At 52.8% G+C, this 20032-nt stretch carries 15 protein-coding genes; all 15 read left to right on the top strand.

Annotation, left to right across the window (positions count from 1 at the left end; all coding sequences use genetic code 11):
- The first annotated feature begins 392 nt into the window (after positions 1–392).
- Entirely contained in the window at positions 393–1526 is a 1134-nt protein-coding gene (locus M6D81_RS03895; RefSeq protein WP_262675503.1) for a Gfo/Idh/MocA family protein, read from the top strand.
- Positions 1483–2640 (top strand): mandelate racemase/muconate lactonizing enzyme family protein, encoded by a 1158-nt coding sequence (locus M6D81_RS03890; RefSeq protein ID WP_262675502.1) that lies wholly within the window; start codon positions 1483–1485, stop codon positions 2638–2640. The genes M6D81_RS03895 and M6D81_RS03890 overlap by 44 nt, the downstream gene beginning before the upstream one ends.
- 5 nt (positions 2641–2645) lie before the next feature.
- Positions 2646–3560 (top strand): Gfo/Idh/MocA family protein, encoded by a 915-nt coding sequence (locus tag M6D81_RS03885; RefSeq protein ID WP_262675501.1) that lies wholly within the window; start codon positions 2646–2648, stop codon positions 3558–3560.
- A 35-nt stretch (positions 3561–3595) separates the two neighbouring features.
- A complete protein-coding gene (locus M6D81_RS03880; protein WP_262675500.1) occupies positions 3596–5410 on the top strand; it encodes a sensor histidine kinase in 1815 nt (604 codons plus the stop codon).
- Positions 5382–6581: a response regulator gene (locus tag M6D81_RS03875; RefSeq protein WP_262675499.1), complete on the top strand. Its 1200-nt coding sequence runs from the start codon at positions 5382–5384 to the stop codon at positions 6579–6581. Before M6D81_RS03880 ends, M6D81_RS03875 begins: the two co-directional genes overlap by 29 nt.
- A 128-nt stretch (positions 6582–6709) precedes the next feature.
- Positions 6710–7672, top strand: a complete 963-nt coding sequence (locus tag M6D81_RS03870) for an ABC transporter permease (RefSeq protein WP_262675498.1) — start codon at positions 6710–6712, stop codon at positions 7670–7672.
- Complete coding sequence (locus M6D81_RS03865; protein WP_262675497.1) at positions 7666–8574, top strand: carbohydrate ABC transporter permease; 909 nt, start codon at positions 7666–7668, stop codon at positions 8572–8574. Before M6D81_RS03870 ends, M6D81_RS03865 begins: the two co-directional genes overlap by 7 nt.
- A gap of 24 nt (positions 8575–8598) precedes the next feature.
- A complete protein-coding gene (locus M6D81_RS03860; protein ID WP_262675496.1) occupies positions 8599–10245 on the top strand; it encodes an extracellular solute-binding protein in 1647 nt (548 codons plus the stop codon).
- A gap of 31 nt (positions 10246–10276) precedes the next feature.
- The gene (locus M6D81_RS03855) at positions 10277–13129 is read left to right on the top strand and encodes a glycoside hydrolase family 78 protein (protein WP_262675495.1); all 2853 of its coding nucleotides are present in this window, start codon (positions 10277–10279) and stop codon (positions 13127–13129) included.
- Positions 13130–13155: 26 nt separating this feature from the next.
- Entirely contained in the window at positions 13156–14331 is a 1176-nt protein-coding gene (locus tag M6D81_RS03850; protein WP_262675494.1) for a trans-sulfuration enzyme family protein, read from the top strand.
- Between the two features lie 5 nt (positions 14332–14336).
- Entirely contained in the window at positions 14337–14729 is a 393-nt protein-coding gene (locus M6D81_RS03845) for a helix-turn-helix transcriptional regulator (protein ID WP_262675493.1), read from the top strand.
- A gap of 32 nt (positions 14730–14761) precedes the next feature.
- Positions 14762–16117 carry a DUF455 family protein gene (locus M6D81_RS03840; RefSeq protein ID WP_262675492.1) on the top strand — a complete coding sequence of 452 codons (1356 nt, stop codon included), beginning with the start codon at positions 14762–14764 and terminating at the stop codon, positions 16115–16117.
- Between the two features lie 300 nt (positions 16118–16417).
- Positions 16418–17413 (top strand): ABC transporter permease, encoded by a 996-nt coding sequence (locus M6D81_RS03835; RefSeq protein WP_262675491.1) that lies wholly within the window; start codon positions 16418–16420, stop codon positions 17411–17413.
- A gap of 25 nt (positions 17414–17438) precedes the next feature.
- Positions 17439–18305 carry a carbohydrate ABC transporter permease gene (locus tag M6D81_RS03830; protein ID WP_262675490.1) on the top strand — a complete coding sequence of 289 codons (867 nt, stop codon included), beginning with the start codon at positions 17439–17441 and terminating at the stop codon, positions 18303–18305.
- Positions 18306–18399: 94 nt separating this feature from the next.
- Positions 18400–20025 carry an extracellular solute-binding protein gene (locus M6D81_RS03825; protein ID WP_262675489.1) on the top strand — a complete coding sequence of 542 codons (1626 nt, stop codon included), beginning with the start codon at positions 18400–18402 and terminating at the stop codon, positions 20023–20025.
- Positions 20026–20032 lie beyond the last annotated feature (7 nt).

Genomic DNA, 20032 nt, shown 5'->3' with positions numbered 1-20032 from the left:
CTTAAGTTCACGATTCGGCGCGCATCCACTATGGATAGTAAGCCTAACGGTCGCTATTGCGGTTATTGGAGCTGATATGACACATGTTGAAGCGTAACGGTTGTCAGCGACGTTAATCCACTTCATCTACCGTCGATTTAATGAATTAGAGCTAAATAAGCTCCGTCAGATCCGTTACATTTAAAATGAGACTAATAAGCTAGAAATAGCTTCTGTAGCATCCGTTAGCGGAAATAGGAGAACGGCATCCGTTAGCGGAAATGGGTGAGCGACAATCATTGCATAATAATCTCCTATTGCAACGTAACCGCCGTCAATGAAGTCGGCGTGTTGTAAGATGAAGGTAGAATAAGGCAGGCGACTAACAGGCTGCGAATAGGAGATGAGAAGCGATGAAGAGGAAATTCGGAATTGGCATTATCGGCTGCGGTATAATAGCGAAGAGGCATATAGAAGCTTGCCGACTGCTGCATGATTGGTGCGAGATTAAAGCGGTATCGGATATTGATCTGGAGAAGGCGGAGGAGGCGGCTGCATTGGCCGGAGCACAAGCCGACATCTACGCCGATTACCGGGACATGCTCAGCAGGGAGGACATTGATGTCATTGCGTTGTGTACACCGCCGTTCTTCCATAAGGAACCGGCCATTGAGGCATTCCGGATGGGCAAGCATGTGTTGTGCGAGAAGCCGCTGGCGCCTTCCCTGCAAGATTGCGACGAGATGCTGGAGGCGGCACGCGAGCATCGATGCAAGCTGGCTACCGTGTTCCAACTGCGCTTCTTGCCGGATATTCAGAAGATGAAGCATATTATGTCGTCCGGCATGATGGGGCCAGTCGTATTCGCGCAGATGAGCGGCAATTACTGGCGCGGCAGCAACTACTACGACGTGCCTTGGCGCGGCAAGTTCGAGACGGAGAGCGGCGGAGTGACGATGAACCACTCCATTCATACGCTGGATCTGTTCCTATGGCTCATGGATACGCCTCTTGCCAGTGTGCAGGCGGAGATGGACACGCTTAATCACGATATTGAAGTAGAGGACCTGTCGCTGGCGATGTTCAGATTCCAGAGCGGCGCAGCGGCGCAAGTCAGCTGTTCGCTGAACACGGTCAAGGAAGGGCATGCGATGAGCTTTTCTTCCGATCGCCATTATGTCAGCTACCCCTACTTTGTCCATGCGGTAAGACAGACAGAGCAAGGAGGGGCGAAGATGGATGCGGAAGAGGTGCGGAGGCTGGAGAGCGTCGCAGCGAAGGCGAAGCCGCAGCTGGATATGCCGAAGCCAAGCCATTGCGATTGCTATTACGATCTGTTCCAGTCGATTGTATACGATGAGGAGCCGTCGGTAAGCGGGCTGGAGGGCAGAAGGACAATTGAAGCGATTACGGCGATATACAAATCAGCTACGCTTGGCCGGAAGGTCGAACTGCCGATCGTCGCAGGAGATCCCTGGTATACGACAGAAGGCATCATAGCCAATGTCAAAAAATCGGGAAGAGGTGCATCCCGCCATGAACATTGAAAGAGCAGAGCTGTTCCCGCTGCATATTCCTATGAAGGGCCTGTTCAAAACGTCGCGCGGCGCCGTCGGAGGCAAGAGCAACGCTCGAACGGTTGTGCTGATCAAACTGACGGATGAAGCCGGCCATTCAGGATGGGGAGAAGCTTCGCCAAGCCGCCTGTGGTCGTCAGAGACGATGGAGACGGTCGTCGGCACGCTGGACAATTACCTTCTGCCGGCTGTAATCGGCAGAGATGCGGACGACATTGCCGGTATCCACCAGGCGATGAATGCTGTTATCGCACCGGCATTCTCTTCGGCGCATCCTATCGCCAAGTGCGGCATAGATACGGCTGTCCATGATCTGCTGGGAAGAAGACGGGGGATGTCCATTGCGAAGCTGTGGGGCTACCAGCCCGCAGCGGAGGTTGCGCTGAGCTGGACGGTAAGCGCTTCCGATATGGATGCATTGGAACGATCTGTAGACGATGGTCTGCAGCATGGCTATCGCAACTTCAATGTGAAGCTGGGGATGAATGCAGCCTTCGATGTGATGCAGTGCAATTGGCTGAAGGAGAAGGTGCCGGACGGATTCCTATGGGGCGATGCCAATGGCGGATATGCGTTCCATGAAATAGTGCGCATCTTGCCGGATCTGGAGAGCAGCGGACTTGATCTGCTCGAGCAACCGCTGCCCTCGAATCAATTGAAGGACTTGGCTCGGTTGACATCCCGCCTGCGCATCCCGATCGGAGTAGACGAGCCGATCGTGACCCCGAGAGAGCTGATGGAGTGGATACGTCATGACTTGATTACGGCTTATGTCGCCAAGCCAACCCGGAACAGCGGGCTGTTCCCGTCACGCATATGCATGGAGATCGCCCGGCATGCGCCGCTTATGACGGTGTGCAGCGGCTTGACGGAGACGGGGGTCGGCTTGGCCGCCAATCTGCAGCTCGCCTGCGCTTTCGGCGTGACTACGCCATGCGCGTGGAACGGGCCGCAATATCTGCAAGAGGACATTCTTGCGCAGCCCCTGACGATTAAGGGAGGCAAGCTGCAGCTTCCGGCAGGAGCGGGGTTGGGCATTGCAGTTGATGAAGAGAAGGTACGCTACTTATCAAGTGTGAGGTGACGGGAATGGTTAACGAGGAATTGAAGCTGGGAATGATCGGGCTGGATACGTCGCATGTCATCAAATTCACGGAGCTGCTTCAAGATCCGGCACATCCCCATCATGTACCCGGTGCGCGAATCATGGCGGGTTATCCGGGCGGTTCTTCCGATCTGGCAGCCAGCTATAGCCGCGTCGAAGGCTTCACCGAGCAATTGCGCGGGCAGTACGGCGTTGCGATTATGGCAAGTCCGGAGGAAGTAGCAGAGGCTAGCGATGCGCTGCTTATTACGAGTGTCGACGGACGAGTGCATAAGAGCCAGTTCGAAGCGATTGCGTGTTACGGGAAGCCTGTGTTCATCGACAAGCCGTTCACTTGCAGCTTGCAGGAAGCAGAGCATATCTACAAGCTTGCAGCCAGTTATGGCATTCCGATTATGAGTTGCTCAGTGCTCCGGTACCTGGAGCCTCTGGAGACGGCACTGAAGGAGGATGCCGATGTGATGGGGGCGGATTGCTATAGCCCCATGGCATTGGAGGCGACGAATCCGGGATGGTTCTGGTACGGCATACATGGCGTCGAGATGCTGTTCCGCATACTTGGCCGTCACTGCGAATCGGTAAGCGCCACCTTCAATGACCGGTTCGAATATGCCGTGGGGGAGTGGGCTGACGGCCGCATAGGCACAATTCGCGGCAATCGGACGGGCAATTACCAGTATGGAGCCACCTTGCATTATAGGGACAGGAGCGTGGCCATCACATCGGCGGAGAGCAGTAAGCCTATGGCGGCAGTGATGCTGGAGAGGATCATCAAGATGTTCCGTACGGGAAGAGCGGATATCGCGGCTGAGGAGACGCTTGCCATCATCCGTTTCATTGAAGCTGTCAATGAGAGCCGGTCCCAGAGAAGACATGTGAACATGAACAGTCTGCCCTGAATCGATCTTGAGCGTGGACAGAAACGGGGGAATCCATGAGACGAGAGAGGTTGCGGTTGAACTTTAAAGATTGGAGGCTGAGGACGAAATTTCTCTTCTCCTTCCTTCTTCTAATCTTTCTGTCGCTGGCCATGAGCAGTGTATTGCATTACTATGCGTCCACCAATCTAATGAAGGGGATGTCCTCCAGGAGCTCGGCATTGCTGCTGGAGCAAGTGGCATTGAATTTCGAGCAAAAAATACAAGAGGTGGAAGAGCTGTCCTTCGCCCAGTATAAAAATGCGGGCTTCTGTCCGATGATGATCGATAAAGACAAGAATAACTATGACGATATCGCCAAGGAGCAATCCATTCGGCAGTTCTTGTATAAAATGGTCTACTCCAACGCTATCTTCCCTTATGCCGCGGTATACGATAGAAATGGCGAGATGTATGCGCAATTCCGCCTTGGCTCGACGAATCATCCGGTACTGTCGGGCTTCAAGCTATCCAAGGCTGACATCGAGAGACTGAACGACAAGCGGGGACAGACGATTTGGAGCCAAGGAGACGAGGAAATCATTTTCATGAAGCGGGCGATGTACGATCTTCAATCATCGGCATATTGCGGTTCTCTCGTGCTTGGCGTAGAAAGCGAATATTTCAAATCCATCTATCCGCATAGCGAAGAATCTGGCGAAATTATGTACACGAACGGCGAAGGAGAATTGATTATTTACAATAACAGCTTCTCCGAAGAGCTGTTCCTTGCCGCTGCCGCCAGGGAGGATCAAGAGTTCTACCACGGCAACAAGAAATACATTCATATCTCCAATAGTACCTCCGACAGCCGCTGGAGACTGCATAACATTATTTCCTTTAACCAGTTCACATCCTATATGAAGACGATCCAATTCTGGCTCCTCGTCACCTTCATTGTAGCCTTTGCCGCTGCATTCATTAATGCGGCCTTGCTGTCCAAATCCATTACGAACAAGCTGTATATTCTCGTTAATCGTATGAAGACGCTGTCCGTAGGCGCATTGGATACGGTCATTCGAACGGACGGACGCGATGAGATAGGCATTATCGCCGAGAAATTCAACGGGATGGCTGCGAAAATCAAGGAGCTCATTCATGAGGCCAGCCAAGAGAAGCTGAAGAAGGAACGGGCGGAATACAAGCAGCTGGAATTCGAATATAAAGCGCTGCAAGCGCAGATGAATCCGCATTTCCTCTACAATACGCTGGAATCGATCCACAGTATGGCCAAAATTAACGGGCAGCAGGAGATTGGACAATCGATCTATCTGCTCGGCAGACTGATCAGGGAGAGCATAAGCCGCAAGCGGGACTTCATTGCGCTCCGGGAAGAGATTCAATTCATCCGCGATTACTTGACCTTGCAAGGAATCACCTATGAATCCCGCTTGCAGGTAAAGTACGAGATAGAAGAGAGTGCGCTGGAATGGATCGTCCCCCGATTCATCCTCCAGCCTATTCTGGAGAATGCAATTATCCATGGCATTGAGAAAAAATCAGGCGTCGGCATTATCCATATCCGTTGCTGCGACAAGGGGGAGCATCTGATGCTGGAGGTGGAGGACAACGGGGTTGGCATAAGGGAGGACATGATACAAGCATTGCTGAGGGAGGAAGAGTATGCGCTCACTGCCGCCGATTCCGGTTCCGGTTCCGGAGGAACCCGCGTCGGCGTGCGAAGCGTTCATAAGCGCCTGCGCATCTTGTTCGGCGCGGATTACGGAATCGAGATTCGCAGCGAGCTGCATCAAGGGACGAGGATCATAATCAAGCTGCCGAAGACAGGGAAGGAGGACATCCATGCTGGCGATGAAAGTGGTGGTTATTGAAGACAAGCCATTGATCAGAAGAGCGATTGTCGAGACACTGGACTGGCCCTCGATGGACTGTGAGCTCGTCGCCAGCGCCGGCGACGGCATAGAAGGCAAGCGGGTCATCGAACAGCATGAGCCTGACATCATTATTACCGACATCCGAATGCCGGACATGGACGGATTGCAGCTGGCGGAATATGCGCTGGAACGGTTGGCAAGCTGCAAGGTGATCGTCATTACGGGCTATCAGGATTTCCAATATGCCAAGCAGTGCGTACGTCTCGGCGTTCAGGAGTATATATTGAAGCCGCTCAACAACGACGAGATGATGGCGGCCGTAACGAAGGCAACGAACGCACTGAGGCAAGAACGCCTTGCTGTGCAAGAGAAGGAGCAGTTGATCGCTTCTGCCAGACGCCAGTATATATCCGATATATTGACAGGGGAAGCCGACTTGTCTCGCTTGTATGAATCTGCCGGAGCGGCCCATACGCTGTCACTGCTCCAGCATACCTATGTGCTATTCGTCATTCGTGAGGAAGTTGGGACGGAGTCCAGCGAGAGCTGGTTGGGACAATTGGATGAATCTCTTCTGCTTATGAAGCTAGAGGAGGAGGAAGAGGTATACCGCTATCCTATGCTGAACGAAGTGGCTTACGTCTGCATGTATCATTCGTCGGCAGCGGACGAAGTCATTGCCGGCTCCGTTCATCGCCGGGAGCATGCATTGAAGCGGGCGTTGTTGGAATTCGGGGAGGGACGCTGCCGCTATGAATGCAGCTATCCGCTTCATCGTCTGGAGCAGCTGCGCGAGCGGTATGTCGAGGTATCGAGCCGGCTGAGGCTGCGCGATAGGAACTGGGCGGCGTATGGGCCGCTGGTGAAGGGGGTTCTTCAATACATCGACGAGCATTTTGAAGAAGATATTGGACTGCATGCTGTAGCGGACCGCTTTCATATTAGCACAGGCCATCTGAGTCGGCTGCTGCGCAAGGAGACCGGCAGCAGCTTTGTCGATATTGTGACCCGGACACGAATCAGGGAAGCCAAGCGATTAATGCGCGACCCGACCAGGCGTATCTCGGAGATTAGCGAGTTGACGGGATTCAAGAACTATATTTACTTCTATCAGGTGTTCAAAAAGTATGAGCGCCAGTCGCCGCAAGAGTATCGCAGCAAGCTATAGCAGGCCATAGTAAGGGGGAGCATAAAAGGTGTTCGAATAACGAATATAATGTTCCAAAAACCTAATAGTATGCGCTTTCAAAACCTGATTAAATAAGGATATAGCCAGCAGATCAGGGGGTGGACAAAATGAGTCGGGATGCCAAGTTGACAGAGGTATCCGTCGTCCCGTCGAAAGCGCCGAGGCGGAAGGCGATTCAGCGCGAATGGGCGAAAAATTACGACCTGTATTTATTGCTCATTCCCGGTATCGTCTTCTTTGCCGTTTTTCGCTACATACCGATGGCGGGATATATTATCGCTTTCAAGGATTACAACATGTTTACGGGTTTGTGGGGGAGCGAATGGGCGGGATTAGCGTATTTTCGCGAAATGTTCCATCTCCCTAATTTTTGGAAGATAATTCAGAATACCATCATGCTGAACATCTGGTCGCTGGTATTCGGATTCCCCGCCCCGATACTATTGGCAATCTTGCTGAACGAGATCAGGCTGAAGTGGTTTAAGAGAGTGTCGCAGTCCTTGCTGTATGTGCCTCATTTCATGTCATGGATTATTCTGGGTGGCATCGTCTACAACGTACTTTCTCCAAGTTATGGAATCGTGAATGAAGTGCTGAGGAAAGCGGGTCTAGAGGAAATCTATTTTATGATCGAGCCCTTCTGGTGGGTTGCCTCCTATGTCGGTTCCGGGATATGGGCAAGCGCGGGATGGGGGACGATTCTGTACTTGGCGGCCATGACCTCAATCGACCCTGCGTTGTATGAATCGGCAGAGATTGACGGAGCCGGGCGATTAAAGCGAATTATTCATATTACGATTCCAGGCATCATGCCGACGATTCTTATTCTGCTTATTATTAACATCGGCAACTTGACGACGATCGGCTTTGAGCATATTTTTGCGCTGCAGAACCCTATCGTTCTGGATATTTCGCAGGTGATCTCCACCTTTATTTATTCCTACGGCATCGTACAGGGCAACTTCAGCATCACGACGGCTGTGGATACCGTTCAGTCGCTAATCAATCTTATCCTGATTCTCGGCGCCAACTACACCGTACGCAAGATGGGGAGGGAAGGCCTATGGTAGGAAAGGGGGGCAGACCGCGCTTCGCCAGCAGCTCCCGCAGGGGAGACATTGCCTTCACGATAGGCAATTACAGCTTGATTAGTTTTTTCGTATTTATATGCGTGTTCCCGTTCCTCAATCAGTTCGCGACTGCTTTCAGCGGTGAATATGCGATTCAGACCGGGCAAGTATTCATCTGGCCTGTCGATTTCCAGCTTGATGCGATGAAAGCGGTGTTGATTGATAACATTATATTTCGCTCTCTGCTGGTAACGGTGTTTCTCGCCGTGGCGGGGACGCTGCTTAATCTTCTCTTCACGGTCATAACCGCGTATCCGTTGTCGAGAAGAGACTTGAAGGGCCGAGTGCCGGTCATTAATTTCATTCTTATTACGATGCTGTTCTCCGGCGGCATGATCCCTTCCTTCCTGCTGGTGAAGGAGCTCGGCATGCTGGATACGCTATGGGCGCTTATTGTTCCCGGACTTGTTAACGCTTTCTATGTATTTATTATGATGTCCTTCTTCCGGAGTCTGCCGGAAGAGATACGGGAGTCGGCCACGGTCGACGGCTGCGGCAATATCCGCTTCATTATGTTGTTCGTTCTGCCGCTGTCGAAGGCGGCGCTGGCGACGATCGGCTTGTTCTATGCCGTCAGCCACTGGAACAGTTATTTCTCTGCCGTTCTGTATATTGATAATCCGGATCTGTATCCGCTGCAGGTGAAGCTGAGGAATATATTGCTGTTGTCACAGATGGACACCTCGATGGAGACATTGCAGGAGGAGTTCGGCCTGGAGTTGATTCAGGAATCGTTGAAGGCGGCGACCATCGTTTATTCCACAGTGCCAATTCTGTTCATATATCCTTGGCTGCAGAAGTATTTCGTTAAGGGTGTCATGATTGGTTCTGTTAAGGGATGAAAATAGGAATGAGGGGGAATTCGAATGAGAAGAATGCATAAGCTGACAGCAGTGGTATTGGTTATGATGCTCATATTGGCTGCTCTGGCAGGATGCTCCGGCAATAAAAATGCGGAGGAGCCTGCGGCAACCGGCGGCACGGGACAGAGCGAAAGCGGCAAAAGCAACGAAACGAAGGCAGAGGAGCCGCAAAAGACGGAGACGATTAAAGTATCGATCTGGGAGCGCGGCAATGCGCCCGAAGGGCAGAAAATTACGGATACGATTATGACTCGCTGGATAAACGAAGAAGTAGCGGGGCTTGGCATTGCAGTCGAATACGTTCCGCTGCCGCGTTCCGAGGAATCCGCCAAGCTGAGTGCATGGATGGCATCCGGCACAGCGCCCGATGTCATCCTCACCTACGACCTGAACACCTTCTTGAAGTTCGCTTCGCAAGGCGGCCTGGCACCTCTGGATGAATCGATTCAGAAGTTCGGGCAGGATATCATGATCAACAACAAGGAAGCGATGGAAGCGGTCGGAACCTATGACGGCAAGCGCTATGCGGTCATGGCGAAGAAGCCGAACAAGGCAGGGCCGGCCATGAGCATCCGCAAGGACTGGCTGGATAAGCTGGGACTTGCCGTGCCGACAACGTTGGATGAGCTGTATGAGGTGTTGCAGGTGTTCAAGGAGCAGGACCCCGGAGGAGTAGGCAAGGACAAGGTCATTCCTTATTCCATCCCGGCGCTTGGCCAGGGGGCCAAAGGCTTTATGTTCGGCACGACTTACGGCGCCGGTATCGACAATGAGGGCCCCGGTACGCAATTGTATTTTGCTTCCGGCAACATCGTGGATGGTCAATACCGATCTGCCATTACAACGCCTGAAGGACGCAATCACTTCCAATTCATGAACAAGCTGTACAAGGAAGGGCTCATTCCGAAGGAATTCTTAACCGATGTGAACTCGCAGAAGCATACGGAGAATGTGCTGGCCGGTTATGTAGGCTTCGTCGACTCCAATGAGATTGCCTACAATCTTGACTTGAAGATGAAGGAGCAGATTCCGGAAGTGGACTGGGTGACGGTAGAGCCGTTCATCGCGCCGGATGGCGCGCAAATGACGAGTGTCGGAGCTCCGTATGGCATGTTCATTATGGTTCCGAAGACGAGCAAGGACAAGACGGACGCTGTCATCAAGTATTTGAACTGGATGTCTGATCCGGACGTTCAGGTGACGCTGAATGACGGCTTCGAAGACGAACACTACACGATAGAGCAGGGCGTAAGAATCGTCACGGATGCGGAGAAGAAGGAGAAGGATATTAAGTGGTATTCTGCCGATCTGCAGATTATGAGCCTGGGATTGCCTTGGTATCCGTCGGACGTAGCCTTGATCCAATATCGGGACAAGGGAGAGACATTCGCAAGGAAAGTGGTGGAATATCGTGAAATAATGGAGAAGTACGGGACTTATCTGCCGACCTTGACGAATGAGCGCCCATTCAGCGAGAAGAATATGAGCGCCTTGGAGAGTATGCTGTACGAAGAAATCTCTAAAGTCATCATTGCCAAGGATTTCGATGCGGCTTATGACAGCATGTTGGACAAATGGGAGAAGATCGGCGGTCCCACATACGATGAAGAGGTTACCGCAGGCTTGAAGGAAATCGGCCGAATCAAGTAGACGATCTATCCGTTCAAGGGGAGGGATAGCGATGGACTGGAAGGCGGATTGGATCTGGATCGACGAAGAAGCGAGGCCCATAAATGCGCATGTCTGCTTCCGTCACACGTTCGAATGGGATAGAAAGTCAATCGCCTCGGCGGAATTGCGCATAAGCGCCGATACTTGCTTCAAGTTATGGGTGAATGGAACGGAAGCGGGAGAAGGGCCTATACGGTCAACCTCGAATCACTGGTATTACGAGCAATATGCAGTGGCGCAGCTGCTGCGCCAAGGTGTGAACACAATTGCGGTTAGCGTATGGCATTACGGTCATTCCAACTATCAGTATGTAGAGAATCGAGCAGGGCTGATTGTTCAGCTTGATATAACGGACAGTGAAGGCCATAACAGCGTGTATGCTACGGATGAAGGCTGGAAGGCGTACAAGCATGAAGGTTATGAGCGGAACGTCGTGAAGCGCAACGTCAATATCGGGTGGCTGGAAGTGTACGATGCCAGGCGCTGGACGGAGAAGTGGACCGATGGCAATTATGACGATGCGCACTGGGAGCAAGCCGTACCTCTATGCCGCGGCGGAGAGGGCGTGTGGAGTGAGCTGCATCCCCGCGTGATTGAGCCGTTCGGCAAGCGGATCGTCTATCCCGGGCAACTCTTATCCCATTCAGAAGTGAAGCCGCTGCAGAAGGTCGTCTCCGTCAATATGCGGGAGCAGTTCTTCCCCGGCAACCGGGATGCAAGCGCGAAGATATTCACCGGTTACTTCGCTACGGTCATTGTAGCGAAGCAGGATGCAAGAGGGTGTCTGCAGTTCGCCCACTCACCCTGGAATGGCTTGCAGGGGAGATTCAAGATCAATGACAAGTGGCATATGCCCGGTGACGAACTGCTGCTGAAGAAGGGAGAGCATATGCTTCTTGTGGAACTGGGAGGCGTCTACAACGATGTCATCAGTCACATGGAATGGGACTTCGATATGGAGCTTTCGTTCAAGCATCCCTTCTCTTCTCTGCCGGAGGAGGGGGCTTCCCCCTTCGTCACGCTGGGTCCCTTCCAGGTCATAGAAGTGATAGCCGACGGCTATGAGCCGGTATATGGCGGAGTGGAGAAGCGGAGCGGACTCCATAAGGAGCTGCCCGCCTTCCTGGAGGCCGGAAGCGTGAACTCGGTGCAGATGCTTCAGCGTTATCGTGAAGAGGCGAAGACGGTGCCGGCGACAAGCGTAATGGACAACATGATGATCTATTCGCTTATGCTGCGCAAGCGTGTGCTTGCTGCCTATGCCATTCATCGGGAGCAGGAGAGAATGCTGTACAGCCATGCGTATCCGACGATTATTCCCGTTCCCGAGCTTGGAGGGGACCGGGAGTACGTGATCGACTTCGGGAAGCTGTACGTCGGCCAAGTCATGCTGGAGCTCGAAGCGGACGCCGGCACCGTACTGGATATATACGGATTTGAAGCGATAGTGGATGGCCGTATTCGATACACGTCCGGCTTGAACAATGCTTTCCGGTACACTGCCCGTGACGGTCGGCAAAGCTATAAGAGCTTGTCGAGAATGGGCTTCCGGTATTTGATGATAGCGGTGCGCCGGCAGATCGGGCCGCTGTCCTTGTATCGTATCGCCGTTGAGCAGTCCGGCTATCCGGTGACGAATCAGGCTGTCTTCCGCTGCTCGGACCCGCTGCTGAACGATATATGGGAAATATGCAGACATACCTCGGAAGTATGCACGGAGGATACGTTCGTCGACTGTCCCACTTATGAGCGCGTGTTCTGGGTAGGGGATTGCAGAGTAAGCGCCCTGGTCAATTATTACTTGTTCGGCTCTTACGAGCTGGTGAAGCATTGTCTGGAGATGGTCCCCCGATCGCAGGACCAGAGCAGACTGCTGCTGTCGTGTCTGCCTACCGACTGGCAATCGGTCATCCCGATGTGGACGTTCAGCTGGATGATCGCTTGCAAGGATTATTTCGCCTATAGCGGAGATGCCGGCTTCCGGCAAGCTGTATATCCCGAATTCGCAAGAGTGCTTGAGGCGTATTGCGAATTCCTGAATGATGACGATCTGTTCGATATCAGCTCATGGAATCTGATCGATTGGGCGGATATGGATATCCCGGCGGTCGGGGTCGGCACAGCCCAGCATGGCGTCCTGGCGTATTGCTGCGGGATAGCGGCAGAGCTGGCGGAAGGGCTGGGCTATACAGAAGAAGCCCGGAAGTGGAGCGGACTGATGGAGCGGATGAGGAAGGCGCTGGGCGAGCATCTATGGGATGCCGAGCAGGAAGCATTCGTAGACGGACGCTATCGATCGGGCGAATATTCATCCACCTTCAGTCAACAGACGCATGTGCTGCTCTATCTATTCGAAGCGCTCAGCGAAGAGCAGCGTTCCTGTGTGGAAGAGCGAATCGTACATCCGCCGAAGGAGTGGGTGCCAATCAGCTCTCCATTCATGTCGTTCTATCTGTTCGAAGCCTGGCATAACATGGGGAGGCTGGATTGCATACTGGAGCGTATCCGCAACGTATGGGGAGGCATGGTTCGGCAAGGCTCGACGACTGCATGGGAGACGTATCCAGCCACGCGGAGCTTCGCTCATGCATGGTCCGCGGCGCCTGCTTATGTGACGGGGAAGTACTTGTTAGGCGTGGAGAGGATCGAGGATGGATTCAAGGCGATCAGGGTGAAGCCGCCGGAGACGGAACTAAGCTGGGCGGAGGGGGCGATTCCGACGCCCCTCGGGCGCATCGATGTATGCTGGAGCAAGGAAGGGATGCAGCGAGTGATGCGGATAAGCGTGCCGGAAGCGATCGAGGTCGACGATGCAGCCGCGCATGAAGCGGGCTGGGAAGTGACGATAGACAGACTGCGATGAACGGATTGGGAAGGGAGCGAGCGGTCATGGATGTCAAGGATGACCTTGCCAAGTGGAGGAAGGAAGATATTTGCGCACATTGGGGAGACGACTATGATCGTTATGAAGGGGCCATCGTTCCCCCTATCTTTCAGAACACTCTATTTACCCGCAAGACGAAAAACCACGGGTATACTTACACCCGCATGTCCAATCCTACGCTGGAGCTGGCGGAGCGGAAGACGGCTGCATTGGAGTGCGGGGAGTGCGCGCTGGCCTTCTCCTCCGGCATGGCGGCGATCACGGCGGCGATTATGCATGTGATAGAGAAGGATTGCCATATTGTATCCTTGAATAGCTTATACGCGCCGGCCCGCACATTTATTGGATCTTACTTGCGAAAGCTGGGAGTGAAGAGCACATTTGTCCCCGGTGATTGTGTAGAGCAGTTCGAGGAGGCGATTCGTCCCGACACGAAGCTCTTCTATCTGGAGAGTCCAGTATCCAATGTGTTCTCGATGCAGGATCTGAGTGGGATAGCGCAGCTGGCGAGAAGCAAGGGGATCGCAACGATTGTAGACAATACGTGGGCTACGCCGCTCTATCAGAACCCGCTGCAACTGGGCATTGATATCGTAGTTCATTCCGCTTCCAAGTATATGGGCGGGCATAGCGATCTCATTGGCGGCATGCTTGTCGCATCGGAAGAGAGCATCCAATCGATTCAGGTCAATGAACGGGGCATGTATGGCGCCATTATGGACCCGCATCAGGCATGGCTGCTGACGAGGGGGCTGCGCACCTTGCCGTTGCGAATGGCCAGGCATGCGGAGAATGGGCTTCGCATTGCCCGGTTTCTGAAGGAGCATCCGCATGTAGAGAAAGTGTTCTATCCCGGATTGGAGGAGCATCCCCAGTATGAGCTGGGGCAGAAGCAGATGTCCGGCTATAGCGGATTGATGAGCTTTATTCCAAGTGAGGGAGCGACAAGAGATATTACAGCGATGGCCCGAGCGATGCGGGTATTCGAGGTCGGTCCAAGCTGGGGCGGCTTCGAGAGCCTTATGAATTATCCCGGTGCAGGGATGAAGCCGGAAGCGACGGAAGCGACAGGCATTCCCCCGGGATTAATCCGAATATCGGTGGGCCTCGAGCATGCAGATTCCATTATGGACGATCTGGATCGGGGTCTGCATCAATGGATGAAGGGTTCGCTGAGGTAGAGGCAATGAGAGCACTGATAGATAGCGCACAGGAATCCGCCGTCCGTACGGAACGAGCTTCGTCCGAGATGCGTGATATATGCGCAGGGATGAGGGCGTATATTATGGAGCATTGCTGCGAAGGGATGGAGATGTCGGTTCTGGCAGAGCAGTTCTATGTCTCCAGATCTTATATGTACAAAATATTCAAACTGTGTACGGGGTACACGCCCTATCAATACTTGATGCTGGAGCGGATAAGGCAATCGAAGCGGCTGCTGCTAATGGAGGAGCTTACGATTGCGGAGATTGCTTGCCGTACAGGCTTTAACCATTCCCCTCACTTCATAAGGAGCTTCAAGGAGGCGACAGGCATGACGCCGGGGGAATACAAGCTCATGATGAAGAGCGGGAGATGACGGCCGTTCGACATCATATGGAGGCGATAAGCGTGAAGGAGAGAATTGAAGTAGATTTGAACGATTACAGCTTCCTGGAGGAGGAGAAGGAGCAGCGTCGCGGTATGCTGCGGCCTGTCGATACAGGCAATCTGCTGAGGAGAATCTATTGGCTGGAATTCGAATGCTCGCGGATGACCATGGGCTGGGTAGCGTCCATTCCCGATTGGGAGAAGAAGGGGGAACTGGTCAAGCTCTCTTATCTGCACACGACGCATATGAAGTTCCTGGAGGAGCGTCTGGATGAGCTGCCGGGTCCCGGTACGGGACGCGGGAAGTGGACGCCGGATACAATAAGAGAAGCATTCCAGAGAATATCGATAGCGCCTTCTATTGAAGCATTCGCTGCGTCCTATCAATTGGCCGTGACGAAGCTGTATGATCGCTATGCCCGGCTATCCGGCAGGCTGGACCCGATATTGGATGCCCCTACGCTGGAACGCTTCAAATATATAGAGACAAATCGGCAAGAGCTGATGCGATGGGGAAGAGAGTATGTGCAATTCGCCTCAGTGAATCATCCGGAGCATAGAGAACAATTCCATCAATGGCAAGATTATGTGGAAGAGACATGGCTAACGATGGAGCTGCATATGAACAGCTCCGAAGAGCATGCGCCGATCGAATGGCCGGCCTTCTCTGTCGAGCGGCCTGCCGGTCCCGTTCCTCCAAAAGCGGCAATTGACCCCCTGTACCCATTGGTAGACTTGACGAAGTTCAAAAGTGCGATGTTCGATCCCAAGTCCCCAACCTATGACAGCGTCAAGCATATGGTGTTCATCAATGCGAGCGAAATGTCGGCGGCGGAGACACTGACCTATCTCTACTATGGCGTTCAGCGCATGCCGATGGCATTCTATTATGATGTGGCGCGCCATACTTGGGACGAAGTGCGCCATAGCCAGATGGGCGTTCGCCGCCTGAAGCAGATGGGCTACAAGACGCAGCAATTTTCCTGGCATCCCAGCACTGTGCCTTCAAAGGAAAATATGAAAACGGCTTTTCCGGAGTTTTATGCGGCACTGACGATGGTGATGGAGCCTTGTTCATTCATTAAAAAGCGCAAATCGATCGACGCCTTTCTGGAGCATGGAGATCCGCTGTCATCCGTCCAGTCGGAGTTCGATATTGCGGATGAGCGGCTTCATGTCAATTTCGGCAAGAAATGGGGCGCGAAGCTGTTCGAGCATATCGAAGACTTCGAGACAGCCCAATCCGTGGAGCGCAAGGCGAAGCAGATGCATCTAAAGAAGATGGGCTATGATCAAGCGGAGATTGACAAGGTGTTGCATTCCTTCCCGGAATTTTGCGGCTTTGCCACAATGGATTTGAAATACGATCAATATTAAAAGCATGGAAGCTGACATATAACGCCAGATGGAAGTGCAAATAGATCGCCAACCACCTGAATCAACAGGCTGGATTGGTGATCTTTTTTTTGCGTTTTCCGGCGGACAAGGGGCAAGAAACGCAAGAGAAAGCTTGGAAATAACCGGAAAAGCGTACGATCACAAAAATTGTAGATCGCTCAAAACGGTTAAAGCGTAGCGCAACAAAAAGTGGCCGTTTCAAGCGTGAAGCGATGCATGTTAGTTTAGGGATGCGGGGCAGAAACACACAAATTCAAGGGAAAGGGGAAGTACATTTCGATGAGATCAGCATCGCCAGTGAAGCACGCACAGGCACAATCAGCCATTCCATCCCAGCTGCCCGCGAAATCGCCGAAGCAAGCGGGACGCAAGTCGGCATTTTGGAGACAGCTTTCGCGTAACCGTTTTCTTTATATGCTGCTCGTGCCGGTTGCGGCTTATCTGCTTCTATTTAAATACGCGCCGATGTTTGGAGAAATTATTGCTTTCAAAAATTATCGTCTGGCCGACGGCATCTGGGGCAGCCCATGGGTCGGCTTCGACCAATTCGAGAAGCTGTTCGCGAGCAGGGAGTTCGGAGTCGTGCTCAAAAACACGCTGCTGCTTAATTTGTATCAGCTCGTGTTCGCGTTTCCCGTCCCGATTCTGTTGGCCGTATTGCTGAATGAGGTGCGGGTGGAGTGGTATAAGCGCACGCTGCAAAATTTGCTCTATATTCCCCACTTTATTTCATGGGTCGTGCTGGGAAGCATTGTGATCGCGCTGTTGTCTCCTTCCACCGGCTTCGTGAATTACCTGCTGAAGGGCTTCGGACTGGAACCGATCTATTTTATGGCCGACAAATTGTGGTGGCAGGTCAGCTTCATCGCCTCCGGCATCTGGAAGGAAGCGGGCTTCGGCACGATTCTGTATCTTGCCGCAATGGCATCCATCGATCCGACGCTGTATGAAGCGGCCAAGATCGACGGAGCAAGCAGGCTAAGGCAGATCTGGCATGTCACGCTTCCAGGCATTCGCAGTACGATCGCGATTCTGCTTATATTGAAGGTCGGTCAAATGATGGATATCGGATTTGAGCAGATCTATGCGCTTCGCAACGATGCGGTGACAAGCGTGTCGGAGGTGATCAGCACCTTCGTGTATACGCGGGGGCTCGTCAATTTGCAGTACAGCTATACGACCGCTCTCGGCTTGTTCCAATCCATTATCGCTCTAATCCTGGTCGTGTCCGTGAACCGGATCATCAAGGCGATGGGGGAGCGGGGCTTATGGTAACGCATAAGAAAGGAGCGTGTCTCGAATGCGCAGTCGCAGTCATACGTTCGCGAATGGACTGAATTATATTTTATTGGCGCTATGCGCCTATGCGACCTTGTTTCCGTTCGTCAACATCATTGCCACGTCCCTCAGCAGCAGCCGAGCGATCAATGCGGGAGAAGTGTTCATGTGGCCGATCGAGTTCAATCTCGACGCTTACCATAATCTGATCAGGGACGGACAGCTCATTATCGCCATGAAGAATACAGTCCTCATTACTGTGATCGGAACCGTGCTTAATATGGTATTCACGGTTATGGCGGCTTATCCGTTGTCCAAGTCCAGGCTGAAGGGCAGGAACCTGATGCTGATGGCGATTCTGTTCACGATGCTCTTCAGCGGCGGTCTTATCCCGAATTTCCTGCTGCTGAACAGTCTGGGGCTGGTCAATACGTATTGGTCGCTATGGCTTCCCGCGCTCATTAGCGCATACAACATGTTTGTGATGAAGTCCTTCCTGGAAGGGCTGCCGGAAGAGCTGGAGGAATCGGCGGCGATCGACGGCGCAAGTGAATTCAGAATCTTGTGGCAAATTATATTGCCGCTGTCGAAGCCGGTTATCGCTGCGTTGACGCTATTCTACGCGGTGGGCTGGTGGAATTCCTACATGAATGTGCTCATCTATATACGCAGCACGGACAAATTGTCGCTAATGGTGAAGCTGTATCAAATGATTGATCTGGTCAGCAGCGAGTTGCTGCGCGGCGAAGGCGTTATGGAAGCCATCGTTACGCCGGAGGGCATTCGGGCGGCGGCGATCGTGTTCGCCATCGTGCCGATTCTCTGCGTCTACCCGTTCCTGCAGAAGCATTTCATTAAGGGCGTGCTGCTAGGTTCCATTAAAGGATAGTGAAATCTTGCAATTTTGCAATCTTGTAATCTTGGTTATCACTCGCGCCCAGTGCGCGTTTTGATATAATTAAAAAACCAATAGGAGGTCAACTATGCAACGAAACGGGAAAAGAAGAACGAGAGGGCATCTGTTGCTTGCGCTGGCTATGATAATGGCCATGCTTGCAACGGCTTGCTCGAACGGCGCGAACGGATCCAATGCGCCGGGCAATGACAACAATACGCCGCCGACAGAGAGCGCCCAGCAGGGTGACGGCAAGCAGGCGGAAGCAGATCCGTATGAGGGATTGCCCAAGAAAGTAAGCATCTCCATGTTCGACCGCGGGCGGGTATCCAGCGATGAAGGCACGTACGAGGACAACCGCTGGGTGAAGTGGATTCGGGAGCAGTCCGACATCGATGTATCTATCGTGCCGGTGCCGCGCAATCAGTCTCAGGATTCGCTGAACGTGCTGTTCGCATCGGGACAGGCGCCCGATCTGGTATGGGAATATGACCGTTCCTATATCGGGAAGCTGGTAACCCAGGGCGTTATTCAGCCGATTGGCGATTATATTGAGAAATACAGTACGTCATATAAAAAATATTTGGAGGAAAATCCCGATCTTCTGCCTCATCTGACCTTCGACGGCGAAATCTACGCCGTAGCTACGAAACGGCCGATAATTGCCATTGCCAACCATGGCATGTGGATTCGTCAGGATTGGCTGGATGAATTGAACTTGGAGCAGCCGACGACTGTGGAAGCGTTCATCGAGGTCGCCAAAGCGTTCAAAGAGCATTATCCCGACAGCACGCCGATCGTCGGACATACTTCCAACGATATATACGCGGCAATGTACGGAGCCATGAACTTCCTGTGGTATCTGGAGGACGGGAAGATGCAATACGGCGCGACGGTTGACCGATTCTCCGAAGTGATTGGCCTGGAGAAGCAGTTGTACGAGCTTGGCCTTGTCGATCGCGAATATTTGACGGACAATGACAACCAGCGCTCCAAGCAGCTGTGGACGACAGGCAAAGCGGGCATCTATCTCGGCCAGTGGGGCAATGGAAATGTTGACATTATGACGCAGGATTTGCTTACGAATGTGCCCGATGCCAAGCCTGTGCCGCTGGAAATGGTCGCGTCGCCATACGGCAAATACGGCGCTTATCAGGAATCGTCGCCTAACATTTTCGTTGCGTTCAACAAAGACATGAAAAATCCGAAAGCCGCTATCGAATATTTGGATTGGATGGTCGACGAAGGCTGGTTCCCGCTGGTATACGGCGATGAAGGCGTTCACTATAACTTGGTGGACGGTGTGCCGAAACGGCTTGACGACGACAAATTCAACAAGGAAGTACTGTATGCCGGCGAATATGCCGTTCTGAGGCAGCAGGTCGTCAAGCCGGAGGATCTTCTGGTGATGGCCGCCGATGACGAGTTGTCACAGAAAATTGCCAAGCTGAATGCGGAAGCGCTCAAGATTGCACTTAAGAATGAGTTCCGCAGAGACATTCCATATCAGCCAAGCTTCAATGAAATTAACGAAATTCGCTCGACGCTGGATACCTTCATCAGGGAGACGCGGGCGACGGCGGTGACGCAGGGCGAGAAGTACGATGGAGAATGGGCGCTGGGCGAGATTCGGAAGGAATGGGAGCGGCTTGGCGGCGCGAAGGCCGAAGAGCTTGCGCAGAAGTGGTACGAGGAGAATAAAAGCGGATTTTAATTCCATG

The sequence above is a fragment of the Paenibacillus sp. J5C2022 genome (assembly GCF_025567625.1).
GTDB lineage: Bacteria > Bacillota > Bacilli > Paenibacillales > Paenibacillaceae > Pristimantibacillus.
Note: the sequence above shows the minus strand (reverse complement) of the source record. Positions and strands in the feature narration are given on the sequence as shown.